This is a genomic window from Conexibacter stalactiti, assembly GCF_033542075.1.
Classification (GTDB): domain Bacteria; phylum Actinomycetota; class Thermoleophilia; order Solirubrobacterales; family Solirubrobacteraceae; genus Conexibacter; species Conexibacter stalactiti.
Window position 1 is genome coordinate 1 of the sequence record NZ_JAWSTH010000007.1, and the last position, 23,400, is coordinate 23,400.

24 protein-coding genes are annotated in these 23,400 nt (G+C 71.7%); 6 read left to right on the forward strand and 18 right to left on the reverse strand.

Annotation, left to right across the window (positions count from 1 at the left end; translation table 11 throughout):
- Both R7226_RS04540 and R7226_RS04545 read left to right on the forward strand, forming a co-directional pair.
- The coding region (locus tag R7226_RS04540; protein ID WP_404827773.1) for a sensor histidine kinase at positions 1–1,266 on the forward strand (1,266 nt) is incomplete at its 5' end.
- Complete coding sequence (locus tag R7226_RS04545; protein ID WP_318595849.1) at positions 1,259–1,933, forward strand: response regulator transcription factor; 675 nt, start codon at positions 1,259–1,261, stop codon at positions 1,931–1,933. The genes R7226_RS04540 and R7226_RS04545, both read left to right, overlap by 8 nt.
- 5 nt (positions 1,934–1,938) lie before the next feature.
- On the opposite strand, the gene R7226_RS04550 is transcribed toward R7226_RS04545, so the two are convergent.
- From R7226_RS04550 to R7226_RS04560, 3 genes are all read right to left on the reverse strand, one after another.
- Positions 1,939–3,414: a hypothetical protein gene (locus R7226_RS04550; RefSeq protein ID WP_318595850.1), complete on the reverse strand. Its 1,476-nt coding sequence runs from the start codon at positions 3,412–3,414 to the stop codon at positions 1,939–1,941.
- Positions 3,415–3,489: 75 nt separating this feature from the next.
- A complete protein-coding gene (locus tag R7226_RS04555; RefSeq protein WP_318595851.1) occupies positions 3,490–4,434 on the reverse strand; it encodes an ATP-dependent DNA ligase in 945 nt (314 codons plus the stop codon).
- Complete coding sequence (locus R7226_RS04560) at positions 4,361–5,371, reverse strand: DMT family transporter (RefSeq protein ID WP_318595852.1); 1,011 nt, start codon at positions 5,369–5,371, stop codon at positions 4,361–4,363. Before R7226_RS04560 ends, R7226_RS04555 begins: the two co-directional genes overlap by 74 nt.
- Before the next feature lie 71 nt (positions 5,372–5,442).
- Here R7226_RS04560 and R7226_RS04565 point away from each other — a divergent pair, with 71 nt between their 5' ends.
- Positions 5,443–6,360, forward strand: coding sequence for a LysR family transcriptional regulator (locus R7226_RS04565; RefSeq protein ID WP_318595853.1), 918 nt, complete (start codon positions 5,443–5,445; stop codon positions 6,358–6,360).
- Here the strand turns inward: R7226_RS04565 and R7226_RS04570 are convergent, their stop codons facing one another.
- Positions 6,361–7,167, reverse strand: coding sequence for an SDR family NAD(P)-dependent oxidoreductase (locus R7226_RS04570; protein ID WP_318595854.1), 807 nt, complete (start codon positions 7,165–7,167; stop codon positions 6,361–6,363). It abuts the gene before it with no gap.
- A gap of 76 nt (positions 7,168–7,243) precedes the next feature.
- Between R7226_RS04570 and R7226_RS04575 the strand changes: the two genes are divergently transcribed.
- Positions 7,244–7,960, forward strand: a complete 717-nt coding sequence (locus R7226_RS04575) for a metal-dependent transcriptional regulator (RefSeq protein ID WP_318595855.1) — start codon at positions 7,244–7,246, stop codon at positions 7,958–7,960.
- 14 nt (positions 7,961–7,974) lie between these two features.
- On the opposite strand, the gene R7226_RS04580 is transcribed toward R7226_RS04575, so the two are convergent.
- The 3 genes from R7226_RS04580 to sucC all read right to left on the reverse strand — a co-directional run bounded on the left by R7226_RS04580 (position 7,975) and on the right by sucC (position 11,173).
- Positions 7,975–9,075, reverse strand: a complete 1,101-nt coding sequence (locus R7226_RS04580; protein WP_318595856.1) for an aminotransferase-like domain-containing protein — start codon at positions 9,073–9,075, stop codon at positions 7,975–7,977.
- 74 nt (positions 9,076–9,149) lie between these two features.
- Complete coding sequence (gene sucD / locus R7226_RS04585; protein WP_318595857.1) at positions 9,150–10,022, reverse strand: succinate--CoA ligase subunit alpha; 873 nt, start codon at positions 10,020–10,022, stop codon at positions 9,150–9,152.
- Positions 10,019–11,173, reverse strand: coding sequence for an ADP-forming succinate--CoA ligase subunit beta (sucC, locus tag R7226_RS04590; RefSeq protein ID WP_318595858.1), 1,155 nt, complete (start codon positions 11,171–11,173; stop codon positions 10,019–10,021). The genes sucD and sucC overlap by 4 nt, the downstream gene beginning before the upstream one ends.
- An 84-nt stretch (positions 11,174–11,257) precedes the next feature.
- Here sucC and R7226_RS04595 point away from each other — a divergent pair, with 84 nt between their 5' ends.
- Both R7226_RS04595 and R7226_RS04600 read left to right on the forward strand, forming a co-directional pair.
- Positions 11,258–11,938, forward strand: a complete 681-nt coding sequence (locus R7226_RS04595) for an HAD-IA family hydrolase (protein WP_318595859.1) — start codon at positions 11,258–11,260, stop codon at positions 11,936–11,938.
- A gap of 19 nt (positions 11,939–11,957) precedes the next feature.
- Positions 11,958–12,752 (forward strand): MBL fold metallo-hydrolase, encoded by a 795-nt coding sequence (locus R7226_RS04600; RefSeq protein WP_318595860.1) that lies wholly within the window; start codon positions 11,958–11,960, stop codon positions 12,750–12,752.
- Between the two features lie 58 nt (positions 12,753–12,810).
- On the opposite strand, the gene R7226_RS04605 is transcribed toward R7226_RS04600, so the two are convergent.
- The 11 genes from R7226_RS04605 to R7226_RS04655 all read right to left on the reverse strand — a co-directional run bounded on the left by R7226_RS04605 (position 12,811) and on the right by R7226_RS04655 (position 23,388).
- Entirely contained in the window at positions 12,811–13,296 is a 486-nt protein-coding gene (locus R7226_RS04605; protein ID WP_318595861.1) for a GNAT family N-acetyltransferase, read from the reverse strand.
- Positions 13,293–13,748, reverse strand: a complete 456-nt coding sequence (locus tag R7226_RS04610; RefSeq protein ID WP_318595862.1) for a DUF4442 domain-containing protein — start codon at positions 13,746–13,748, stop codon at positions 13,293–13,295. Before R7226_RS04610 ends, R7226_RS04605 begins: the two co-directional genes overlap by 4 nt.
- 4 nt (positions 13,749–13,752) lie before the next feature.
- On the reverse strand, positions 13,753–15,543 hold the full coding sequence (gene accC / locus R7226_RS04615) for an acetyl-CoA carboxylase biotin carboxylase subunit (protein WP_318595863.1): 1,791 nt from the start codon (positions 15,541–15,543) through the stop codon (positions 13,753–13,755).
- An 11-nt stretch (positions 15,544–15,554) separates the two neighbouring features.
- Positions 15,555–16,556: a phosphatase PAP2 family protein gene (locus tag R7226_RS04620; RefSeq protein ID WP_318595864.1), complete on the reverse strand. Its 1,002-nt coding sequence runs from the start codon at positions 16,554–16,556 to the stop codon at positions 15,555–15,557.
- An 85-nt stretch (positions 16,557–16,641) separates the two neighbouring features.
- On the reverse strand, positions 16,642–17,928 hold the full coding sequence (locus tag R7226_RS04625; protein WP_318595865.1) for a sulfate adenylyltransferase subunit 1: 1,287 nt from the start codon (positions 17,926–17,928) through the stop codon (positions 16,642–16,644).
- A 17-nt stretch (positions 17,929–17,945) separates the two neighbouring features.
- Positions 17,946–18,851 carry a sulfate adenylyltransferase subunit CysD gene (gene cysD, locus R7226_RS04630; RefSeq protein WP_318595866.1) on the reverse strand — a complete coding sequence of 302 codons (906 nt, stop codon included), beginning with the start codon at positions 18,849–18,851 and terminating at the stop codon, positions 17,946–17,948.
- Positions 18,851–19,789: a sulfite exporter TauE/SafE family protein gene (locus R7226_RS04635; RefSeq protein ID WP_318595867.1), complete on the reverse strand. Its 939-nt coding sequence runs from the start codon at positions 19,787–19,789 to the stop codon at positions 18,851–18,853. The genes cysD and R7226_RS04635 overlap by 1 nt, the downstream gene beginning before the upstream one ends.
- A gap of 43 nt (positions 19,790–19,832) precedes the next feature.
- Positions 19,833–20,507: a phosphoadenylyl-sulfate reductase gene (locus tag R7226_RS04640; protein WP_318595868.1), complete on the reverse strand. Its 675-nt coding sequence runs from the start codon at positions 20,505–20,507 to the stop codon at positions 19,833–19,835.
- A gap of 42 nt (positions 20,508–20,549) precedes the next feature.
- Complete coding sequence (locus tag R7226_RS04645; RefSeq protein WP_318595869.1) at positions 20,550–21,233, reverse strand: HAD family hydrolase; 684 nt, start codon at positions 21,231–21,233, stop codon at positions 20,550–20,552.
- Between the two features lie 25 nt (positions 21,234–21,258).
- The gene (locus tag R7226_RS04650; protein ID WP_318595870.1) at positions 21,259–23,091 is read right to left on the reverse strand and encodes a nitrite/sulfite reductase; all 1,833 of its coding nucleotides are present in this window, start codon (positions 23,089–23,091) and stop codon (positions 21,259–21,261) included.
- An 81-nt stretch (positions 23,092–23,172) separates the two neighbouring features.
- Positions 23,173–23,388: a hypothetical protein gene (locus R7226_RS04655; protein WP_318595871.1), complete on the reverse strand. Its 216-nt coding sequence runs from the start codon at positions 23,386–23,388 to the stop codon at positions 23,173–23,175.
- Between the last annotated feature and the right edge of the window lie 12 nt (positions 23,389–23,400).

Genomic DNA, 23,400 nt, shown 5'->3' on the forward strand with positions numbered 1-23,400 from the left:
CGCCGCGAGAGCGCGGAGAGCGCGCCCCGCCGAGCGCCGGGAGCCGCGCAGATGACGGCCGCGCGGCTGCGCGATCCCGCCTGGCGCGCGACCGCGCTGATCGGCGTCGTGCTGCTGGCCGCACTCGTGCTCGCGCTGGCGGCGCGCGACGGCGCGGCGCGTGCCGCGGCCGTCGCGATGGCGCTCGGCGTGCTGCCGTTGGTGGCACTCGTGCTCGGACCTCCGGCGGTGCGGCGGTTGCGCAGCGCGGAGGGGCGTGCGCTGCTGGCCGCGATCGCCGTCGGGGCCGCCGCGCTGCTGCTGCTCGCGATCGCCCGCTTCGACGGCCGCCAGTCGGTGCTGCTGCTCGCGGTCGCGCTGCTTGGCGCCGCCGCGGGCGTGGTCCTGATCGGCGACGACCTGCGACGTCGCACCGCGCGCGCCGGCAGCCGCGCCGAGCGCTCGCCATGGCAGCGGATGACGGCCGGCGAGCGCGTCCGTGCGCTGCCGTGGCAGTCCGGGGCCGGAGCGCTCCTGATCGGCTGGTCGACGCTCGTCGGCCTCGGCATCGTCGGGCCGTACCTGGCCGACACCGGGATCGCGCTCGCGCTGCTGGTCGTGCTGCTGGTCGGGCTCGCGGGCCTCGTGCTCGTGCTCGTGCCGCTGCTCGTCGGCGCGGCCGCGCGCGGCGACCGCGACCGGCTCGCGCAGGCACGCGAGGACGAGCGGCTGCGCGTTGCCGCGCACCTGCACGACTCCGTCCTGCAGACGCTCGCGCTCGTGCAGCGGCAGGCCGGCGACCCGGCCGCCGTCGCGCGGCTGGCGAAGGGTCAGGAGCGCGCGCTGCGCGCCTGGATGGCGGGCGAGGCGGAGCTGGGGGCGGCGACGCTCGCCGGCGCGCTGCACGCGACCGTCGACGAGGTCGAGCGCGAGCAGCGCGTCGACGTCGAGGTGACGGTGCTGGGCGACCGCCCGCTCGACGACCCCGGCCGCGCGCTCGTGGCGGCCGCGCGCGAGGCGCTGCGCAACGCGGCGCGCCACGCGCCCGGCGCCGCGATCGTCGTCTTCGCCGAGCTGTCGGAGCGGGGCGCGGCCGTCTACGTGCGCGACGAAGGCGGTGGCTTCGCGCTCGAACAGGTCCCGAACGAGCGGCGCGGCGTGCGCGACGCGATCGTCGGCCGGATGACGGGAGCGGGCGGCGCGGCGAACATCGATTCCGTCCCCGGCGACGGGACCGAGGTCGCGCTGCGGCTCGGCGACGCGATCGGGGAGGCGGGCGATGAGTGACCGGCCGCTCGTCGTGATCGTCGACGACCACCACCTCTTCCGCGCGGGCGTGCGCGCGGAGCTGTCGGCCGCCTGCGACGTCGTCGGCGAGGCGGCGACGCCGGAGGAGGCGATCGCCGTGATCGGCGCCGCCTCGCCCGATGTCGTGCTGCTCGACGTGCACCTGCCGGGCGGCGGCGGCCTGGCGGTGCTGGAGGCGTTCCGCGGTGAGACCGGCGCGCCGGCCTTCCTCGCGCTGTCGGTCTCCGATGCGGCCGAGGACGTCGTGCCGATGGTGCGCGCCGGGGCGCGCGGCTACGTCACGAAGACGATCGACACGGCGGCGCTGCTCGACGCGATCACGCGCGTGCGCGACGGTGAGCCGTACTTCAGCCCGCGGCTGGCCGCCTTCGTGCTGCAGGCGTTCAGCGCCCCGCCGGAGAAGGCGACGGACGACGAGCTGGACCAGCTGACGCCGCGCGAGCGCGAGGTCCTCCATCACCTCGCGCGCGGCTACGCCTACAAGGCGATCGGCGCCCGGCTGGGGATCAGCCCGCGCACCGTCGAGACGCACGTCGGCTCGGTCCTGCGCAAGCTGCAGCTCTCCTCGCGCCACGAGCTGAGCCACTGGGCCGCGAAGCGCGGCCTCGTGGGCGAGGAGGAGCCGCCGGCGCCCGACGGCCCTTGACCGCCTCAGCGGCGGCCGCGGCGGCGCGCGGCCTCGCCGTCGGCGACGAAGCGGATCGAGCGCACGACCGCGCCGTCCTGCTCGTCGACGGTCACGACGACGAAGCCGCTCGCGACCGTTCTGCGCCCGGACTTCGCCGTCAAGCGATAGCTCCAGCTGCCCGGCTCGTCGCCGCGCGGCGTCAGCCGCAGCGTCTCTCCGGCGCGCTGCGCCGCGACGTCGGGCAGCGCCATGCCGGGCGTGCTCCACTCCGCGCAGGGGTCGTCGACGCGGTAGCCGCGGACGTAGCCGAGACCTTCCAGCCGCACGCTCAGCGGCCGCTCGGCGAGCGCGTGACAGTCGTGGCCGCGCGCGCCCCAGGCGAGCGTGAGCCGGGCCGGATCGCTCTCGCGCGCGATCGACAGGCGCGGCTCCAGCGCTCTCACGACGGCGACGCTGATGCGGCGCGAGCGTTGCGGGCAGTCGACGCCGTCGCGCTGCTCGACCCAGCTCAGCACCACATCCAAGCGCCCGGGCTCGGCGGGCGCGCGCAGCTGCAGCGCGTAGCCGCGCGGCGGCAGCGAGATTCGCGACGGCTCGCCGACGGCGCGGCCGCCGCGCACGGTCGTCAGCGTCGCGACGAGGTCGCTGACCCGCCGTCCTCTGCGCGCCTGCACCGGCACGAGCGCGGTGCCGCGCGCCGCCAGCTCGCGTGGAAACGGCTCCCACTCCAGCGCGGGCAGCCCGCTCCGCCGGCAAGCTCCGCCCTCGGTCGGGCGTCTCGCCGTCGACTGCGGGGTCGTCGGCGCGGACGGCGGGACCGGGGCGCCGCCGGACGGCGCCGCCGGCGCGTCCGGGAGCGGTCTCGGCGGCGGCGGCTCGACGACCGGCCGCTGACCGTCGAACCAACCGGCGAGCGCGTCGTCGCCGTGCTCGCCGGGATCGTCGGGCAGTCCGTCGGAGCGGCCGCGCGCGACCGCCTCGGCGCAGCGCGGCGCCGCCTGCGCCAGCAGCGGGTCGGTCAGGGCGAGCGAGATGCGCGCGCCGTCGGGTGAGCGGTCGACGGTCAGCGGGCGCGGGAGCGGATCGGGCGCGATCGTCGCGCTCGCCGTCAGCGTGCCGTCGAGCGGGTCGGTGGCGAGCGTCAGCACGACGTCGCCGGGCGCGGCCGGCGGCTCGACGCGGCAGCTCGTGCCGCCGTCGGCGACCGCGTTGGACGCCAGTCGCACGGTCACCGTCGCCGCGTCGACGGCCGGCGGCAGCGGCGGCGGGAGGTGCAGATCGAGCGCGATCGCCAACGTCCCGGCCGCCGGGTCGAGCACGACGTTCAGCGCTGCGAGGTCGTAGACGACACCGGGGTCGGCGGCGTCGGCGATCGTCGCGGTGCGCGGCTGCGGCGGCTCCTGCGCCGCGGCTGCGGCGGGCGCTGTCAGCGTCGCGAGCGCGACGCCGGCCGCGAGCGCGGTCAGAAACGATCCCCGTTGGCGCGCACGCGCTCCCATGCCGGGCATCCTACCGACCGCTCAACCGCTGCTGAGCGGTCTGGTGCCGCGGCCGCCCACCGCGCCGCCGCGCCCTCAGTCGTCGAGCTGCTCGATGCGGCAGTCGGCCGGCGGCTTGTCCTCGCGCCAGCGCTTCAGCTTCGCGCCGTGGCGGATGCGGCCGCCGGCGACGTGGTCGAAGCTGACCTCGACGACCAGCTCGGGCCGCAGCCCGACCCATTCGAGGTCCTTGTCGTTCTTCCAGCGCGAGGGGTCGGCGGAGCCGCGCTCGCCGCTCTCGAACGGCCGCAGTCTGTCGACCAGCGAGCGTCTCTCCGCCGCTCTCAGCGACGACGTGTGGCCGACCACGCGCAGTTCGCCGGCATCGTCGTAGAGGCCGAGGATCAGCGAGCCGACGGTCAGCGGCTCCTTGCCGGGGCGCCAGCCGACGAGCACGGCGTCGGCGGTGCGCAGGCGCTTGATCTTCGCCATCCCGGCGCGCTCGCCGGGGCGGTAGGGGGCGTCCCACTCCTTCGCGACGACGCCCTCGGCGCTGCGCAGCCATTGCTCGGCCTCCTGCGGCGTGCGCACGAGCGGGGTGCGATCGAGGCCGGGGGCGTCCAAGGCCTCCAGCGCCGCCCGCCGCGCCGAGAACGGCTCGCTCAGCAGCGAGCGCTCGTCGTCGGCGAGCAGGTCGAAGGCGATGTAGCGGGCCGGCGTCTCGACCGACAGCTTCTCGATCCGTGACGCGGCCGGGTGGATCCGCTGCGAGAGCAGGTCGAAGTCCTGACGGCCCTCGGCGTCCTCGATCACGATCTCGCCGTCGACGACGTAGCGGCCGGGCGGGAAGTTGAGCTCGGGGAAATAGCGCTCCAGCGGTCTGCCGCCGCGCGACTGGATCCGCACGCTGTCGCCCTCGACGAACGCGATCGCGCGGAAGCCGTCGAACTTCGGCTCGTACGCCCAGCTATCGCCGCTCGGAAGTGACGAGCGCGAGCGAGCCAGCTGAGGGCTGAGGGGCGGGCTGAGCGGAAGCGCCACGGTGGCGCGATGGTATCGGCAGCGACAGCGTGCTGGTGCGCAGGCGGGCCGCGACGGGCAGTTGGATGACCACGACCGCTGAGACGACGAGCAGTCCGCCGAGCAGCTGGACCGGCCCGAGCGCCTCGCTGAAGACGAGGCCGCCGAGCGTCACCGCGACGAGCGGGTCGAGCGCCGACATGATCGAGGCGCGGCTGGGGCCGAGCCGCTCGACGCCCGCTATGAAGGCGGTCATGCCGACGGCGGTCGAGAAGACGGCGATCACGGCGATCCACAGCCACGCCTGCCAGTGCAGCGCGCCGAGGTCGACCGAGCCGGAGGCGGTGCCGGCCGTCGCGAAGGCGATCGCGGCGCCCGTGCAGACGAGCGCGGAGAAGGTCAGCGGATGGAGGCGGCCGCCGAGCGCATCGGCGCTCAGCACGTAGGTCGCGTAGAGCGCGGCGGCGGCGAGCGCGAGCACGACGCCGAGCGGGTCGATCGCGCCGGTCGAGCCGCCCGCGAGCACGAGCAGGACGCCGCTGGAGGCGATCGCGACGGCGCCGAGCCGGCGGCGCGACGCCGGCTCGCGGCGCAGCACGATCGCGGCGATCACGACGATCGCCGGGTAGCTGAACATCAGCAGCTCGCCGAGCGACGCGTCGATCCGCGTCAGCGCGGTCGCGTAGAGGCCCGACTCGGCGCTGTAGAGGAAGAGCCCGAGGCCGAGCGCGGCGAGCGCGGCGCGACGCGAGCCGATCCGTGCGACGCCGCGGTAGGCGGCGAAGCCCCACAGCAGCGCGGCGCCGATCGCGAAGCGGACCGACATCAGCGTCAGCACCGAGGCGCCGGCGGCGTAGGCGAGCTTGGCGAGCACCGCCATCGAGCCGAAGCCGACCGCGGCGATCAGGCACAGGAGCAGCCCCTGGCGCTCGCGGCTGATGTCGGGAGAAACGTTCACGCAGACCAAGGTAGGCGTGCGCGTGCCATCGCGTTACCCTTGATCTCCATCGGTATCCATAGGATCTGCCTTTGACACTGCAACAGCTCCAGTACTTCCTCGCCGCGATCGAGCACGGCACCTTCAGCGCCGCCGCCGACGCGCTCTACATGGCGCAGCCGTCGCTGTCGGAGCAGATCCGCCGCCTGGAGACGGAGCTGGGCGTCGCGCTGTTCGTGCGCGCCGGCCGCAGACTGGTGCTGACCGAGGCCGGCCGCGCGCTGCGGCCCGAGGCCGAGCGGACGCTGGAGGCGGCGGCCCGCGCGGCCGCGTCGGTCGCCGACGTGCGCGAGCTGCGCGCCGGCACGGCGACCTTCGGCACCTTCGGCGACGCGCCGACCTGGCTGATCGGCAACGTCGCCGCCGCCTTCCGCCGCCGCCACCCCGACGTGCGCCTGCGCGTCGTCGGGCTCAACTCCAGCGAGGTCGCCGACGAGGTGCGCGAGGGCAGCGTCGAGGCCGGCCTCGTCGTGCTGCCGATCGACGACGCCGGCCTCGACGTGCGCCCCGCGATGGAGGACGAGCTGGTCTACGTCAGCGCGGCGCCGGAGCGCGTCAGCGGGCCGATCGCGATCGAGCGGCTCGCCGACGCGCCGCTGATCCTCTACGACGCCCGCTGGGGCTGGGAGGACCCGACCCGCCGCGCGCTGCTCGCACGCGCCCAGCGCGCCGGCATGCGGCTGGAGCCGGCGATCGAGGTCGAGGAGGTCGGCAACGCGCTCGACCTCGCCGCCCGCGGCCTCGGCGACACCGTCATCTCCGCCTCGATCTCGCTGCGCCGCGGCGCGCTCCCGAGCGCGCTCAGATACGTCTCCTTCGATCCGCCGCTGCACGAGACCTTCGCCTTCATCACGCGCCGCGACGCCGTCCTCTCGCCCGCGACGAGAGAGCTGATCGCGCTCGCCGAGCGCCAGCTCGCCGACATGGAGGCGCGGCGCGCGGCGGCGTAGTCAGTCGCGGCGCGGCGCCGCGCTCGGTCCGCGCAGGCGGCGCAGGATCGCGTCGGCGAAGCGCGGGGAGATGCCGTTGGCGACGCCGAGCAGGCCGACGAGGCGGGGAAAGGCGACCGTGCGGCGGTCGGCGGCGACGGCGGCGAGGATCGCGTCGGCGAGCGCGTCGGGCGAGGCCGCTCTGGCATCGCCGCGGTACCAGGCCGGCATGCGCGCCTTCTCGTGGTCGTGCAGCGCGGTTGCGATCTCGCCCGGGAAGGCGACCGTCAGCGAGACGCCGGTGCCCGCCAGCTCGTGCCGCAGCGCCTCGCCGAAGGCGCGCTGGGCGGCCTTCGTCGCGCCGTAGACGGCGGCGTCGGGGAAGGCGCGCTGGCCGGCGCCGGAGGAGACGATCACGACGTGGCCGCGGCCGGCGGCGACCATCGGCTCCAGCGCCGCCCGCACCGTCCAGACGGTCCCGAGCCAGTTGACCGCCGTCATCTGCTCGATCCGCTCCGGCGACAGCTCGCGGAACGGGCCGTAGTGGGCGATGCCGGCGTTGGCGACGACGAGGTCGATCCCGCCGGTCGCGGCGACGAACCGCTCCACCGCCGCCTCGACCTGCGACCGCTCGGAGACGTCACACGGCAGCGCGTGATGGCCGCCGGCGAGCCCGGGCAGCTCGGCCGCGAGCCGCTCCAGCTCCGGCGCCGAGCGCGCCGCCAGGCCGACGCGCGCGCCGCGCGCCGCCAGCGTGTGCGCGAGCGCGCGCCCGATTCCGCTCGATGCGCCCGTCACGAGCGCGCGCGTGCCGCTGCCGACCTCCATGGGGGCGAGCTTAGTACTACGATCCGGAGTCCGGGCCGGGTTGCCGGCGAATCGAGCAGCGGAAAGGGGAGCACGCGTGTCCCACGAGCACGTGACGGTCGCGGAGGAGGAGTACCTCCAGATGCTCTTCTGGCTGTTCGAGGCCAACCTGCCGATGACGGGCGCCAACCTCGCGCGCGCGATGCAGCTGTCGGCGCCGACGGTCCACGAGATGCTCGGCCGGCTCGCGCGCGACGGCTACGTCACGCGCGAGGCCGACAAGTCGATCTCGTTCACCGAGGAGGGCCGCCGGCAGGCCGAGGAGGTCACCAGCCGCCATCGCCTGATCGAGCGCTTCCTGACCGACGTCGTCGGCGTCCCGTGGGACGAGGTGCACGAGGAGGCCGAGCGGCTCGAGCACGCGATGACGCCCCGCTTCGAGGCGTACGTGCGCGCGTCGGTCTCTGACGCCACGACCTGCCCGCACGGCCATCCGATCAAGGTCGGCGAGCGCATCTCAGGCGTGCCGCTGGCCGACTGCGTGGTCGGCGCCAGCGTCAGCATCCTGCGGCTGGAGAACGAGGCCGAGGACGTCCTCCACTACCTGATGGCCCACGGCATCGAGCCGGGTCTCGACGGCACCGTCGCCGCCAGCGACGACGAGCAGGTGACGGTCGCGACCGCCGCAGGCGAGGAGCGCACGATCACGCGCATCGTCGCCGAGACGGTCACCGTCAGAGCCGACCCCTCACCGCCGCCCCGCACCGCGATTCCGGCGGAGCAGCTGGTAATGGGCGACCGCTACGGCCGATGACCTGAGCGGGCCGCTCAGGCCACCGGCAAGGAATTGACGGCGTCGGCCAGGCGGTCGACGCCCTCCTCGATCTCCGCCGGCTTGACGCCCGAGTAGGCGAGGCGGAAGGCGTTCTCGCCGCCCTCGATCAGGAAGTCCGTGCCCTTCACGATCGCGACACCGCGCTCGGCGGCCGCCTTGAAGAGCGCGTCGGCGTCGAAGCCCTCCGGCATCTCGACCCAGAGGAAGTAGCCGCCCTCGGGGGCGACGAAGCGCGCCTCCGGCAGCTTCGCGGCGAGCGCGTCGCAGAGCGCCTCCGAGCGCTCCTTCAGCGCGACCTTGACGGTCTCGATCGAGCGCTCGTACGAGCCGTTGCGGCAGAAGGTGTTGACGATCGACTGCGCGACCATGTTCGGCGAGATGTACGTGTTCGTCGCCAGCTTCGCGATCCGCGCGATCAGCTTCTCCGGGCCGACGAGGTAGCCGACGCGGATGCCGGGACAGACGGTCTTGGAGAACGACGAGGCGTAGACGACCTGGTCGTCCTGCGCCAGCGACAGCATCGTCGGCAGCGTCTCGCCGGTGAAGCGCAGCTCGACGTACGGGTCGTCCTCGAAGATCAGGAAGCCGTTGGCCTTCGCCAGCTCGACCAGCGCCTGCCGCTTCTCCAGCGACAGCGTGTAGCCGGCGGGGTTCTGGAAGTTCGGGATCAGATGCGCCAGCTGCGGTCTGACGCCGTCGGCGAGCAGCGCCTCGATGCCGGCGACGTCGACGCCGTCCTCGTGCAGCGCGACCGGGCGCAGGTCGCCGCCGCGCGAGCGCAGCGACAGCAGCGTGCGGTCGTAGGTCGGCCGCTCGACGATCACGACGTCGTCGGGCTCGACGAGCGCTTCGAAGAGGAAGGCGTCGGCCTGCATCGAGCCGTTCGTGACGATCACGTTCTCCGGCGCGACTCCGTGCTTCTCGGCGATCCAGGCGCGCAGCGGTCTGTAGCCGATCGACGTGCCGTACGAGAACGTCCCGGACGGGTCAGCCGTGAAGGCGGCGTCAGCCGCGGCGCGCAGGCCCTCGACGTCGATGATGTCGAGCGAGGGTGCACCGCGCGCGAAGGAGATCGGAGCGGGTTCGGAGGCCATCCCCGCAGGGTACGCGATTAACGACGCAGCGCCCCTTTCGGGGCGCTGCGACAAACACAGATGCGGCAGGCTGCCTACTTGAGCAGCTCCATCGCGAGCTCCGCGGTCTCGGTCGGGGTGCGGCCGACGCGGACGCCCTTGCTCTCCAGCGCCTCGGCCTTCGCTCTCGCGGTGCCGGCGGTGCCGGAGACGATCGCGCCGGCGTGGCCCATCGTCTTGCCTTCGGGCGCCGTGAAGCCGGCGATGTAGGCGACGACCGGCTTGGAGACGTGCGCCGCGATGTACTCGGCCGCCTCCTCCTCGGCGGAGCCGCCGATCTCGCCCGACATCACGATGATCTCGGTCTCGGGATCGGCCTCGAACAGCTCGATCACGTCGATGAACGACGAGCCCGGGACCGGGTCGCCGCCGATGCCGACGATCGAGGAGTTGCCGAAGCCGCGCTGCGCCAGCTCGTTGCCGATCTGGTAGGTCAGCGTGCCGGAGCGCGACACGACGCCGACGTTGCCCGGCTTGAAGAACGACGCCGGGATGATGCCGACGCTCGCCTTGCCCGGCGACAGGATGCCCGGGCAGTTGGGGCCGACGAGGCGCACGTCCGGGTTGCGCTTGAGCTGCGTGTAGACGCGCAGCTCGTCGTGCGCCGGGATGCCCTCGGTGATCGCGACGATCAATCTGATGCCGGCGTCCGCCGCCTCGAGGATCGAGTCGGCGGCGAAGCGCGGCGGGACGAAGATCATCGCCGTGTTGGCGCCGGCCTTGTCGACCGAGTCGGCGACCGTGTTGAAGACGGGGATCCCGTCGACGTCCTGGCCGCCCTTGCCGGGCGTCACGCCGGCGACGACCTGCGTGCCGTAGCGCTTGTTGTTGGTCGCGTGGAAGGTCCCCTCGCGGCCGGTGATGCCCGTGACGACGAGGCGGGTCTCTCTGTCGACGAGGACGCTCATGCGGGAACTCCGGTCTTGGCGAGCTCGACGACCTTCTCGGCCGCCTCGTTCATCGTCGTCGCGGTCGCGACGTTCGGCAGGTTCGCGTCGGCGAGCAGCTTGCGCCCCTCGACGTCGTTCGTGCCGTCGAGCCGGACGACGAACGGCACCGTCGGCTGGATCACGCCGTACGCCTCGATCAGGCCCTTCGCGACCTCGTCGCAGCGGGTGATGCCGCCGAAGATGTTGAAGAGGACGGCTCTGACCTTCGGGTCGGAGAGGATCACCTCGACCGCGGAGACGATCGCGTCGGACTTCGAGCCGCCGCCGGCGTCGAGGAAGTTGGCCGCCTCGCCGCCGTGGAGGCCGACGACGTCGAGCGTCGACATCACGAGCCCGGCGCCGTTGCCGAGGATGCCGATGTCGCCGTCGAGCTTCACGTACGTGAGGCCGCGCTCGTGCGCCATCTGCTCCTGCGGGTCCTCGGCGGAGGGGTCGCGCAGCGCCGCGTTGTCAGGGTGGCGGTAGAGCGAGTTGCCGTCGAGCGTGACCTTCGCGTCGAGCGCGACGACCTCGCGAGCCGGCGTGATGATCAGCGGGTTGACCTCGATCAGCATCGCCTCTTCGGCGACGAAGGTCGCGTACAGCTTCGTCAGCATCGCGCCGACCGGGCGGATCAGGTCGGCCGGGATGCCGGCGGCGAACGCCAGCTTGCGGCCGTGGAAGTCCTGAAAGCCGAGCAGCGGGTCGACGTGCAGTCTCGCGAGCGCCTCGGGCGTCTTCTCCGCGACCTCCTCGATGTCCATGCCGCCCTGAGTCGAGAGCATGACGAGAGGGGCCTTGGCGGCACGGTCGAAGACGATCGACGCGTAGTACTCCTCGGCGATCTCAGAGGCGCCCTCGATCCAGACCTCATGGACCGTGAAGCCCTTGATGTCCATCCCGAGGATGTCGGTGGCGTACTGCGTCGCCTCCGCTCTGTCCTTCGCGAGCTTCACGCCGCCGGCCTTGCCGCGGCCACCGATCAAGACTTGCGCCTTGACGACGCAGGGGTATCCAATTTCATCAGCTGCGGCGACGGCGGCTTCAACCGTCGCGGCAGGCTTCCCGGAGGGGACCGGGATTCCATGTCGGGCGAAAAGTTGCTTGCCCTGATATTCGAGCAGGTCCATAGCGCTCGCGGACTCTACTCCGCAATACCAGAATTGGTCCCCACAACGCGCGAATACCTGCCGAGCAGGCATAATGGCCGGCCAATGGCCATTCCCAGAACTGTCACATTCGTTACGTTCGACGTCTACGGCACCCTGATCGACTGGGATTCGGGCGCCTACGACGCCTTCGCCAGAGAGGCGAAGCGCGACGGCTTCACGATCGAGCGCGACCAGCTGATCCCGCTCTTCCACTCGATCCAGGCCGAGATCCAGGCCGGCTCCTACGAGCTGTACGCCGAGGTCCTGCGGCGCACCGCCGTGCGCATCTCCGAGGAGCTGGGCTGGGGGCTGGAGCCCTCGCGCTCGGGCTTCCTGCCCGACTCGGTCCAGCGCTGGCCGGCGTTCAGAGAGGCCAACTCGACGCTCGCGAGATTCGCGAAGCAGTTCAGAACCGGGCTGATCTCGAACATCGACGACAAGCTGCTCGGTCAGACGCGGCGCCACATCCCGCTCGACTTCGACCTCGTCGTGACGGCGCAGCAGGTGCGCTCGTACAAGCCCGACCCGGCGCACTTCAAGGAGTGCGAGCGGCGCGTCGGCGGCAAGAGAGGCTGGGTCCACATCAGCTCCAGCTACCCGACCGACGTCGAGCCGTGCCTCAGAGCGAGAGTCCCCGTCATCTGGGTCAACCGCGACAGAGCGACGCTCGAGAGCGGCCAGAAGAAGCCTGACGCGGAGGTCACGAACCTGCGCGAGGCGCTCAGACTGCTGGCCGGCGACTGAACCGCGGAGGCCGCGCGCGATGAAGGCCGTCAGCGTCCACGCCGACGTCATCGTCGTCACCAGCCGCATCTGGAAGACGACGGCGACGCTCGTGCGCAGCGGCGGCGAGGCCTTCCTGATCGACTCGCCGATCATGCCGGACGAGCTGGAGATCCTGCCGGCGCTGGCCGAGCAGGCCGAGTTCCCGATCAGCGGCCTGCTCGCCACCCACGCCGACTGGGATCACCTGCTCGGCCGCTACGCCTTCCCGGAGGCGGCGCTCGGCGTCGGCGAGACGACGGCCGCGCGGCTGACGGCCGAGCCCGGCGCGGCCGCGCGCGAGCTGCGCGACTTCGACGAGGAGTACTACATCGACCGGCCCGGCCCGCTGTCGCTGCCCGGCGTGCAGGCGCTGCCGGTGCCCGGCTACTGCGCCGTCGGGGAGCAGGAGCTGCAGCTGCACCCGGCCGACGGTCACACGGCCGACGGCAGCGCCGTGCTGATCCCGTGGGCGCGCGTGCTGGTCGTCGGAGACTACCTCTCCTCGCACGCGATCCCGGAGCTGTCGCCGGGCGCCTCGATCGACAAGTACCTCGCGACGCTGAGACGGTTCGGCCCGCTGCTGACGGAGGCCGACGTCGTCGTGCCCGGCCACGGCGAGCCGCTCGACGGCGCGCGCGCCGCCGCGATCCTGCGCGAGGACGTCGCCTACCTCGAAGCGCTGCGCGGCGAGGATCCGGAGAGAGCGCCGCTGCCGCTCGCGCGCCGGACAGGCGCGCAGAAGAACCTGCACCAGTACAACCTCTCGCTGCTGCGCGACGGCAAGGCCGTCTGAACGGAAACCGGCTCGAGGCGCTGAAGGCGCCGCGGCGTCGGGCGCCGGTCTTCGCGCTCTAGCGCGGATCGTCGAGCGAGCGTGCGAGCACCAGCTCGCGCTTGCCGCCGGAGCGGCCGACGTGGAAACCGAAGCGCTCGTAGAGCGCGATCGCCGGCGCGTTGTCCTCGTGCGTGTCCAGCTCGATCCAGCGGCAGTTGCGCTCGCGCGCACGCTCCAGCGCCGCCGCGACCAGCACCGCGCCGAGCCCGGCGCGGCGGGCGCTCGGCGTCACGTAGAGATCCTCCAGCTGGCACTCGCTGCCGGCCCGCCAGAGGTTGAAGGCGAAGCGCAGCTGGCAGACGCCGGCCGCCGGCTCGCCCTGCGCCGGCGCCGCCAGCAGGAAGTCGGCCTCGCCGCGCTCCAGCACGCGCTCGACGCCGGCGTGGAAGGCGTTGTCGGAGGGCCAGTCGCGGCCGAGGTGGTCGCGGAACTCGACGAGCAGGTCGGCGACCGTCTCCGCTTCCAGCAGCGTCGCGCGCCAGACGTGCGGAGCTCGTGTCACGCCGCGGCGCGCTTCACGTACCAGCGGACCGTCATCTCGGCGACGACGTCGCCCCCGCCGTCGCGCAGGACGACCGCGACGGGGAAGCGGGTGCGGCCGTCGGCCTCGACCTGCGCCAGCAGCTCGCTGACGTCGGCGTCGAGCGTCGCGGTCGCCGTGATCGGGCCGTTGGCGACCTTTCTGTAGGCGATCTCGGCGCTCTGCGCGAGCGGGATCAGACCGGCGAGGTGCTCGCCGAAGGCGCCGAGGAAGGCGGCGCCCGAGGCGAACTCGCCGGCGCCGAAGAGCGCGGCGGCGTGCTGCGAGCCTATGTGGTTCTTCCCGTGGTCGGCATCGGGGGCGACGACGACACCGCGGCCAGGAGCGACCTCGATCAGCTCCAGGCCGTTGTGCGCGTTGAACGGGATCGCCGAGGCGAGGCCCGCGCGGACGGCGTCGAAGTCGAGCCCCATCGCGCTACTCCGCGGCCGCCGGCGATCTGATGACGGCGATCGTGTCGCCGGCGCTGATCGCGGCGCCCTCGGTGATCGGGATCTCAGCGATCACGCCCGCCTTGTGGGCGGTGATCTCGTTCTCCATCTTCATCGCCTCGATGATGCAGAGCAGCTGGCCCTCCTCGACCGTGTCGCCCTGCTTCACCTTGACTCTCCACATGTTGCCCTGCATCGGCGAGGGGAGCGTGTCGGCGCCGCCGGCGGCACCGCCGCTCTTGCGCTCGCGGCGCGGTCTCTTGCCGCCCGCGGCGGGAGCGGAGCCGTTGAGCGCGACCGTCCCGCCGCCCGCGTACGCGGCGCCGATCACTCTCACGTCGAAGCGGCGACCGGAGACCTCGACCGTGTAGGTCTGCTCCAGCTTCGGCTCGTCCTCGTCATCGGTGGGGACCGGCGGGGGGAAGGCCAGCTCTCTGAGCCACTTGCGATCCTCGACGAGGTCGCGGCAGGTCTCCGCGTTGTCCCACTGCGGGGTCGCGAGGATCGCGGAGTGGAACGGCAGCAGCGTCTTCAGCTCGCCGATCTCGTACTCGGAGAGCGCGCGCAGCATCCGTCTCGTGGCGGAGGCGCGGTCGCTGTCCCAGACGATCAGCTTGGCGACCATCGGGTCGTACATCGGCGAGACCTCGCCGCCGGGGCCGACGCCCGAGTCGACGCGCACGCCGGGGCCCGAGGGCTCCTTGTAGTCGCTGATCTTGCCGGGGGCGGGCGCGAAGTTGCGCGAGGCGTCCTCGGCGTTGATGCGGCACTCGATCGCGTGGCCGCGCAGCACGACGTCGTCCTGGGTGATCGACAGCGGCTCGCCGGCGGCGGCGCGGATGCCCTCCTTGACGATGTCGACGCCCGTCACCATCTCGGTCACGCAGTGCTCGACCTGGACGCGCGTGTTCATCTCGAGGAAGTAGTACTCGCCGTCCTGCAGGAGACCCTCGATCGTGCCGGCGCCGACGTAGTGGACGGCGGCAGCGGCGTCGGTCGCGATCTTGCCGATCTTCTCGCGCAGCTCGGCGTCGACGGCCGGCGCCGGCGCCTCCTCGATCAGCTTCTGGTGGCGGCGCTGGATCGAGCAGTCGCGCTCGCCGAGGTGGATCACGTTGCCGTGACGGTCGGCCAGCACCTGCACCTCGACGTGGCGCGGATCCGGCAGGTAGCGCTCGAGGTAGACGGTCGCGTCGGAGAAGAACTTCTCGCCCTCGCGCGCGGCGCCCTCGAAGGCGGCATCCAGCTCGTCGTCGGTCAGCGCGACGCGGAAGCCCTTGCCGCCACCGCCGCCGGCTGCCTTGACGGCGACGGGAAAGCCGATCGTTCTCTCGATGATCTTGCGCGCCGCTCTGACGTCCTTGACCGGCTCGGTCGTGCCCGGCACGATCGGCACGCCGGCCTTCTTCATCAGGTCGCGCGCGGCGGTCTTGGAGCCCATCGCGTCGATCGCGGCGGCCGGCGGGCCGATGAAGGTGATCCCCGCCTCCTCACAGGCGGCGGCGAAGGCGGCGTTCTCGGCCAGGAAGCCGTAGCCGGGGTGGATCGCCTCGGCGCCCGATCTCTTCGCGACGTCGAGGATCTTGTCGACTCTCAGGTAGGAGTCGGCGGCGGGGCCGGGACCGATCAGGTAGGCCTCGTCGGCGCGCTTGACGTGCAGCGCGTCGCGGTCGAGCTCGGAGTAGACGGCGACGGAGGCGATGCCCAGCTCTTCGCACGCGCGGATGACGCGGACGGCGATCTCGCCGCGATTGGCGATCAGGATCTTCGAGAACACGCGGCGGAAGGTTAGTCGGTGGACACCGAAAACGACCCCGATCTGACGTTGCGATCGTTGCGGTCGCGTCGAGCCGTCCAGCGGGCGAAGGCGCGCCGCACGCCCCAGAAGGCGACGACGGCGTAGATCCACCCCAGCAGGATGTCGACGACGTAGTGCTCACCGCTGTAGACGAGCGCGAACGCCATCACGAGCGGATAGGCGCCGAGCAGCACCCGCAATGGCCACCGCCGCGCCGACTGCCACAGCTCCAAGGTGATCAGGAGCGAGAAGGCGGCGTGCAGCGACGGCACCGCGGCGACGTCGTTGGCGTACTCGTAGCCGGTCCCGACGACGCCGAATCTGGCGGGGATCCCGAGCTGGCCCCACAGCTCCGGGATGACGCGCGAGACCGGCGGGATCAGGCCGTCCTGCGCCGCCATCCACGGCGGTGCGGCGGGGAACAGGGCGTAGGTCGCGAAGCCGAGCAGCGAGAGCGCCGCGACCGTCACCGCGTAGCGGCGGAAGCGCATCCGGTCGACCTTCCAGAGGATGCCGGCCAGCAGCGGGGTCGCGAAGAAGTGCGACATGTAGACCGCCCACGCGATCACGCCCCACCACGGCAGCGCGCCCGGTTCGTAGAGGCGCTCCTGCAGCCACACCGTCGGCACCTGGCCGCCGAAGAGGAACTCGTCGGCGTCGATCTGCGGCAGGAAGAACGGCTCGAAGATCAGCCCGTCGGCGACGCCGCGCAGCAGGTCGTAGAGCGCGAGTATCCCGAAGAACGGCAGCCAGTCGAGCACGACGCCTCTGAACCAGCCGCCGACGTCGCCGAGCGAGAAGGCGAGCAGGCCGAGCACGACCCACGCGGCGATCCAGTCGCGCGTCAGCGGCAGCCCCTCGAAGGCGACGAACCAGACGGTCGCCGCCAGCCACGCCAGCGGCGCGGCGATCTGCAGGACGCGCAGCCAGGCGGGACGTCCGCGCGGCGCGGCGACCCGCTGCCGCCGCTCCGCGCTGGTCCTCGATTCCATCGCGCGACGATACCGCCGCCACCCGTTCCGCGAGTTCCCGCTGACGTGGCGCGCCGGCGCCCGCCGCCGTGGAACTCGCAATCCGTCAGGACACGATGAGGCCCGCGCCGACGGTGTCGTTGGTCGACTCGTCGATCACGATGAAGCTGCCGGTGTCGCGGTTGCGCTCGTAGGAGTCGAACGCCAGCGGCGCGCTGAGGCGCAGCTTGACGTGGCCGATCTCGTTCAGCGACAGGCCACCCTCGGCCTCCTCGCGCTCCAGCGTCTCGACGTTCAGGCGCCAGTCGATCGCGTCGACGATGCCGCGCACCGAGCGCGTCGCGTGCTTGATCGCGTATCTGCCGCGCGGCTGCAGCGGGGCGTCGGTCATCCAGCAGACGACCGCCTCCAGCTCGCGCGCGACCGTCGGCGCGTCGGAGGGGCGGGCGATCAGGTCGCCGCGCGAGACGTCGAGGTCGTCCTCCAGTAGCAGCGTCACGGACTGCGGCGGGAAGGCGGCGTCGAGCGGGCCGTCGATCGTGTCGATGCCGGCGAGCTTCGTCGTGCGGCCGGAGGGCAGCACGACGACCTCCTCGCCGGGGACCAGCACGCCGCCGGCGACCTGCCCGGCGTAGCCGCGGTAGTCGTGGTAGCGCTCGTCGTTCTGCGGCCGCACGACCCACTGGACGGGGAAGCGCCAGTCGTCGAGGTTGCGGTCGCCCGCTATCTCGACGGTCTCGAGGTGGTGCAGCAGCGTCGGGCCGTCGTACCACGGCATCGTCGTCGAGGGGTCGACGACGTTGTCGCCCTTCAGCGCCGAGATCGGGATGAAGGTGATCTCGCTGAAGGCCGCGATCGGCTCCGACCACGCGGTGAAGTCGGCGACGATCGCGTCGAAGACCGACTGGTCGTAGTCGACGAGGTCCATCTTGTTGACGCAGACGACGAGGTGGGGCGTGCGCAGCAGCGCCGAGATCGCGGCGTGGCGGCGGGACTGTCTGACGAGGCCGTTGCGGGCGTCGACCAGCACGAGCGAGAGGTCGGCCGTCGAGGCGCCCGTGACCATGTTGCGCGTGTACTGCTCGTGGCCGGGGCAGTCGGCGATGATGAAGCGCCGCTTGTCGGTCTGGAAGGAGCGGTAGGCGACGTCGATCGTGATGCCCTGCTCGCGCTCGGCGCGCAGGCCGTCGGTCAGCAGCGCGAGGTTCAGCTCGCCGTCGCCGCGGCGCTCGCTCGTCTCCTTCACGTGCGCCAGCTGGTCGGCGAGGATCGACTTGGCGTCGTGCAGCAGGCGCCCGATCAGGGTGCTCTTGCCGTCGTCGACGGAGCCCGCCGTCGCGAAGCGCAGCAGCTCGGTCGTGTCGGACCCCCAGTCGTGGGAATGCCCGTTCATCGCGGCCGTCGCTGCCATTAGAAGTAGCCCTCTCGCTTGCGGTCTTCCATCGCGGCCTCGGTCGCGCGGTCGTCCGCGCGCGTCTGGCCTCGTTCGGTGATGTTGGTCGCCGCGATCTCGGCGACGACGCTCTCCAGGGTGATCGCGGTCGACATGACCGCGCCGGTGCAGCTGATGTCGCCGACGGTGCGGTAGCGGACCATCTCGGTGAAGACGTCCTCGCCCTCCATCCGCTCCATGAAGTCGAAGGCGGCGTAGAGCATCCCGTCGCGTCTGAAGACCTCGCGCTCGTGCGCGAAGTAGATCGACGGCAGCTCGAGTCTCTCGCGCTCGATGTACTGCCAGACGTCGAGCTCGGTCCAGTTGGAGATCGGGAAGACGCGCACGTGCTCGCCCTTGCGGACGCGGCCGTTGTAGAGCGCCCACAGCTCGGGGCGCTGCGCCTTCGGGTCCCACTGGCCGAAGTCGTCGCGGAAGGAGAAGATCCGCTCCTTCGCGCGGGCGCGCTCCTCGTCGCGGCGGGCGCCGCCGAAGGCGGCGTCGAAGCCGTGCTCCTCGATCGCGTCGAGCAGCGTGACGGTCTGGAGGCGGTTGCGCGAGGCGCGCGGGCCGGTCTCCTCGACGACGCGGCCCTGATCGATCGAATCCTGCACGGAGGCGACGATCAGCCGCTCGCCGATCTCGGCGATGCGGCGGTCGCGGTACTCGACGACCTCGGGGAAGTTGTGGCCGGTGTCGACGTGCATCACCGGGAACGGGAAACGGCCCGGCCGGAACGCCTTCTCGGCCAGCCGCAGCAGCACGATCGAGTCCTTGCCGCCGGAGAACAGCAGCACGGGACGCTCCAGCTCGGCGGCGACCTCGCGCATGATGTGGATCGCCTCCGCTTCGAGGGCGTCCAGGTGTGAGAGCTCGTAGGTCATCAGTGATCTGTGGCTGGGTCGTTGGTCACGAGAGAGGGCGCCGCCGCCGTGTCGCTCGCGTCTCTGTGGCTGCGCGAGCGGTGGAGGAGGAAGGCCGCGACCGCCACTGCGGCGGGCACGATGAAGATGACATATACCGGATAGTCCGCAACGCCGGCCTTCTTCAGCAGCGCCATACCCGCTGCGAGCAGAACGATGCCGAGCGTCGGGCGCAGCGCGTTCTCCGGCATCTTGAACGCGAGGTTGGAGCCGATCCAGACGCCCGGGATCGAGCCGATCAGGATGTTGCCGGCCAGTGCGAGGTCGACGTTGCCGCTGAAGAAGTGGGCGATCGACGCGACCCACAGCAGCAGCGCGGCGTGGAAGACGTCGGTGCCGACGACGCGGATCGGCGTGAGGCGGAAGACCAGGATCAGCGCGACGGCGATCAGCGCGCCGCTGCCGGCCGAGGTGAGTCCGAGCACGAAGCCGACCGAGATGCCGATCAGGACCGACGCGACCTTGTGGCGCGTGTCGAAGTCCTCGACCGTGACGCGCTCGCCGCCGCTGCTCATGAAGAGCGCGCGCGCCAGGACGGCGATGCCGGTGACGAACAGCGCGCCCGCGACGAGCGTCAGCAGGAAGGTGTCGAAGCTGTCTCCGCCGAGCGCTTTCTCCAGCATGTGCAGCACCTGCACACCGCCGAGCGCGCCCGGGATCGAGCCGACCGCCAGCCACAGCGCGATCGTCATGTCGACGGAGCCGCGACGCCAGTGGCGCCAGCCGCCGACCGTCTTCGTGACCGCCGCGTAGGCGAGGTCGGTGCCGATCGCGGTTGTGGGGGCTGTGCCGAGCACGAGGATCAGGAGAGGGGTCATCAGCGAACCGCCGCCGATCCCGGTCATCCCGACCAGCAGACCGACGCCAAGGCCGAATGCGATGACGAGAGGCCAGTCCATCGCCGTCAGTCTCGCACTTGTCCGGTCGGATTGGCCGGCCGGCTCAGCCGTGCAGGCCGCACTCGACCTTCCCGTTGCCGGCCCAGCGGCCGCTGCGATCGGCTGCCGGCACCGTGCAGTGCGTGCAGCCGATCGACGCGTAGCCGCGGTCGTGCAGCGGGTTGTACGGGAGATCGTGCTGATGGATGTAGCGCCAGACGTCTCTCTCGCTCCAGTCGGCGAGCGGCGCGGCCTTCCAGATGCCGTGCTTGGCGTCCCAGTCGATCTTCGGCGTGTTCGCGCGGGTCGGCGCCTGGTCGCGGCGCACGCCGACGATCCATGCGTCGACCTGGCTCAGGGCCTCGCGCAGCGGCGTCACCTTGCGGATCGCGCAGCAGGCGTCAGGCTCCCGCTCCCACAGCGCGGCGCCGTGCTCGGCTGCCTGCTGCTCGAGCGAGATGCCGCTCCAAGGCTCGAATTCCGTTTCGTAGCGCGCTTCCATCGTTCTCCACGTCTCGTACGTCTCCGGGAAGAGAACACCGGTGTCGAGCGTGAAGATGCGGGCGTTCGGCTCGATTCTCAATAAGAGATCGATGAGAACCGACTCCTCCTGCTGGAAGGAGCAGGCGAGGAAGAGGCGCGGGTGGAAGCGCTCGACCATCCGCGTCAGCACGTCGGAGGCGGTCAGGGACTCCGCGTCGTCGGTCAGCGAGCTGTCGATGGGAGCGGTCGCACTCATGGTCGAGAGAAATTAGCAGAAACCCGACTGGGTTTCAGGAATTTAGACCAAGGCGGTCAACAAGGAGGGCAGCTCCGCCATCTCCTGAAACGGCTCGGCGCCGGCCTCGCGCAGCACGCTCGCGGGCGTGCGGCCGCTGTAGCCGAGCACGCGCATCCCGGCGGCTCGGCCGGCCTGCACGCCGGCGGGGCTGTCCTCGACGACGACCGTCGCGGCCGGGTCGAAGCCCATCCGCTCGGCCGCGTGCAGGAACAGGTCCGGCCACGGCTTGCCGCGGCCGACGTCGTCGGCGGAGAAGATCCGCGCGTCGTCGAAGCGGTCGGAGAGGCCGGCGGTCGCCAGCCCGCCGCGGATCCGCTCGTGGTCGCCGCTGGAGGCGACGCAGTAGGGGACGCCGGCGGCGTCGAGCCCGTCGAGCGCCGCCGCTATGCCCGGCACGGCCGGGACCTCGCGCGCCGCGTAGGCGGCGAACAGCCCGGCGCGGTAGTCGTCGCGCAGCCCGGCCGGCGGCGGCGTGCCGAGCCGCTCGGTGACGACCTCGACCATGTGCTCCCACGAGCGGCCCATGAAGGCCCGCTCGGACTCCGCGGGCGTCGTCGCGAAGCCGATCGCGTTCAGGCCCTCGGTGAGGAGCCTGTTCGCGGTCGGCTCGGAGTCGACGAGAACGCCGTCACAGTCGAAGATGACGTGCTTCGCATTGCGAGTTCCACGTCGGGTCTCGGTCACGGCGCGATGCCGGGGGAACTCGCGGTTAGACCGCGCACTCACCCTCGCCGCGTTCCACCACAAACGGCACGTTCTTGTTCCAGTCGATGAACAGGTTCATGTTCTCGAGGTTGAACTCGGCCGGCATCGAGAGGTCCTTGACGAGCTCCTCGAACGGCTTCGTGCCGACGCGCTCGGCGAAGGCGTTGAACTCCTCGCCCTGCTCGCGGTCGGACTCGTAGAAGCGGACCCAGCGCTCGACGGCGTCCGGCACGCGCTTGCTCGGCAGGCGCAGTCTCAGGCGCGCGCCGAAGATCACCTCGCCGCCGACGTATCTGCCGCCGATGTGCGGGATCGAGGCCGGGATCGTCTTGTCGCCGACCTTGATCGAGGCGCCGTAGAAGCCGATGTTGGCGATGTGGTGCTGGGAGCAGCCGTTCGGGCAGCCCGACATCTTGATGTGGATTCTGCGCGTCAGCGGATCGTCGAGTCTCATCTCGACGATGCGCTGCTTGACGGCCTGGTTGAGGCCCATCGAGCTGGTGATGCCGAGCTTGCACGAGTCGGTGCCGGGGCAGCTGACGACGTCGGTGATCTCGTCGACGCCGGCCTCGCCGAGGTCGAGCGCGACAAGCCGCGTCCAGACGTCGTAGAGCGCCTCGTCGCGGACCCAGCGCAGCACGATGTTCTGCTGCACCGTCGTGCGCGCGTAGCCGCCGCTGTAGTCGCGCATGACCTGCGCCAGGCCGCGGAACTGCTCGGGCGTCAGGTCGCCGCGCTCGATCTTCACCTCGACGGTGGAGAAGCCCTCCTGGCGCTGCGCTCTGACGTTGGTCGAGACGTAGCGCTCGAAGTCGGAGAGGTCGCCGTTGGGCGTCCCGTACGAGGGGCGCAGCTCGGGCGCGTAGGTCTCCTCGTCGTGCACGAAGAGGCGCTGCATCGGGTCGAAGTCGCGCTCGGCGACCCAGTCGCCCTTCAGCTCCTCCTCGACCTGGTTGCGCAGCTCGTCGATGCCGAACTTGTCGACGAAGACCTTCAGGCGGGCGCGGGCGCGGTTCTTGCGCAGCCAGTCCTGGCGGTCGAAGATGCGGAAGACGGCCTCGGAGACCTTCAGGTACTCGCCGTCCTCGGCTCTGACGAAGTCGTAGAGGGTCGGCGCGACGCGCGCCATGATCGACGTGCCGCCGCCGACGCGCACCTCGAAGCCCTTGACGCCGTCGCGCACTCTCGCGAGGAACGCGATGTCGTGGATGCCCGTGATCGCGCGGTCCTCGGCGGTGCCGTCGAAGGCCGTCTTGACCTTGCGCGGCATCAGCTGCGTCGTCGGATGGCGCACGAAGTAGCGCACGTACGCACCCGCCCAGGGCGTCGTGTCGAACACCTCGTCGTCGCAGATCCCCGCCCAGGGATCGGCGGTGACGTTGCGCACCGTGTTGCCGCAGCCCTCGCGGCTGGAGAGGCCGACCGCGCTGACGTCGCGGATCAGCTTCGCCATCTCGTCGAGCGGGACGTGATGGATCTGGATGTTCTGCCGCGTCGTGACGTGCCCCTTTCTGAGGGGCGCGTAGCGCTCGACGACGTCGCCGAACATGTCCATCTGCTCAGGCGTGACGCCGCCCCACGGCAGCTTCACGCGGACCATCTGCACGTTCGGCTGGCGCTGGCCGTAGACGCCCTGTCTGAGGCGGAAGCCGATGAACTCGTTCTCGGGATAGTCGCCGCGCAGGAATCTCTGCGACTCCGTGTCGAAGTCGTCGAACTCGCGCTCGAGGATCGGGATGACGTACCCGGGGACGTCCTGGACGACCTCCGGATTGTCGATCGTGCCCAGCTTGCCGCCGGGTCTTCTCTGCGTCTCGCTGACCGAGCTCGGTTCCATGCGCTGCGTTCCTCCTACGGGCGGGCGGAGGACAAACGTAGCAAAGCCGGGCGCCTTTCGGCTATTTTCGCTGCGGGGAGGTCAGCGGCCCCACGGATGCGCGTCAGCGCTGACCTGGGGCGTGCCGCGCACGCCCTCCAGCAGCGCCGCGCGGCTCCAGCGGTCGATGCGCGCCGGGGCGGCGACGACGACCGGGGCCGTGTCGCGCATGAACTGCTCCAGCGCGGCGACGACGGCGGCCGCCTCCTCGGGAGACGCGTTCGGCGCCACGATCTGCAGCTGCGGACGTCGGTTCATGGCGGTCAGGGT

Bases quoted from the DNA above. Each gene is read 5' to 3' on its own strand.
- R7226_RS04545 (WP_318595849.1), top strand. From the start codon at position 1,259: ATGAGTGACCGGCCGCTCGTCGTGATCGTCGACGACCACCACCTCTTC.
- R7226_RS04550 (WP_318595850.1), bottom strand. From the start codon at position 3,414: ATGGGAGCGCGTGCGCGCCAACGGGGATCGTTTCTGACCGCGCTCGCG.
- R7226_RS04570 (WP_318595854.1), bottom strand. From the start codon at position 7,167: ATGGAGGTCGGCAGCGGCACGCGCGCGCTCGTGACGGGCGCATCGAGC.
- R7226_RS04580 (WP_318595856.1), bottom strand. From the start codon at position 9,075: ATGGCCTCCGAACCCGCTCCGATCTCCTTCGCGCGCGGTGCACCCTCG.
- sucD (WP_318595857.1), bottom strand. From the start codon at position 10,022: ATGAGCGTCCTCGTCGACAGAGAGACCCGCCTCGTCGTCACGGGCATC.
- sucC (WP_318595858.1), bottom strand. From the start codon at position 11,173: ATGGACCTGCTCGAATATCAGGGCAAGCAACTTTTCGCCCGACATGGA.
- R7226_RS04595 (WP_318595859.1), top strand. From the start codon at position 11,258: ATGGCCATTCCCAGAACTGTCACATTCGTTACGTTCGACGTCTACGGC.
- R7226_RS04600 (WP_318595860.1), top strand. From the start codon at position 11,958: ATGAAGGCCGTCAGCGTCCACGCCGACGTCATCGTCGTCACCAGCCGC.
- R7226_RS04610 (WP_318595862.1), bottom strand. From the start codon at position 13,748: ATGGGGCTCGACTTCGACGCCGTCCGCGCGGGCCTCGCCTCGGCGATC.
- R7226_RS04620 (WP_318595864.1), bottom strand. From the start codon at position 16,556: ATGGAATCGAGGACCAGCGCGGAGCGGCGGCAGCGGGTCGCCGCGCCG.
- R7226_RS04625 (WP_318595865.1), bottom strand. From the start codon at position 17,928: ATGAACGGGCATTCCCACGACTGGGGGTCCGACACGACCGAGCTGCTG.
- cysD (WP_318595866.1), bottom strand. From the start codon at position 18,851: ATGACCTACGAGCTCTCACACCTGGACGCCCTCGAAGCGGAGGCGATC.
- R7226_RS04635 (WP_318595867.1), bottom strand. From the start codon at position 19,789: ATGGACTGGCCTCTCGTCATCGCATTCGGCCTTGGCGTCGGTCTGCTG.
- R7226_RS04640 (WP_318595868.1), bottom strand. From the start codon at position 20,507: ATGAGTGCGACCGCTCCCATCGACAGCTCGCTGACCGACGACGCGGAG.
- R7226_RS04650 (WP_318595870.1), bottom strand. From the start codon at position 23,091: ATGGAACCGAGCTCGGTCAGCGAGACGCAGAGAAGACCCGGCGGCAAG.
- R7226_RS04655 (WP_318595871.1), bottom strand. From the start codon at position 23,388: ATGAACCGACGTCCGCAGCTGCAGATCGTGGCGCCGAACGCGTCTCCC.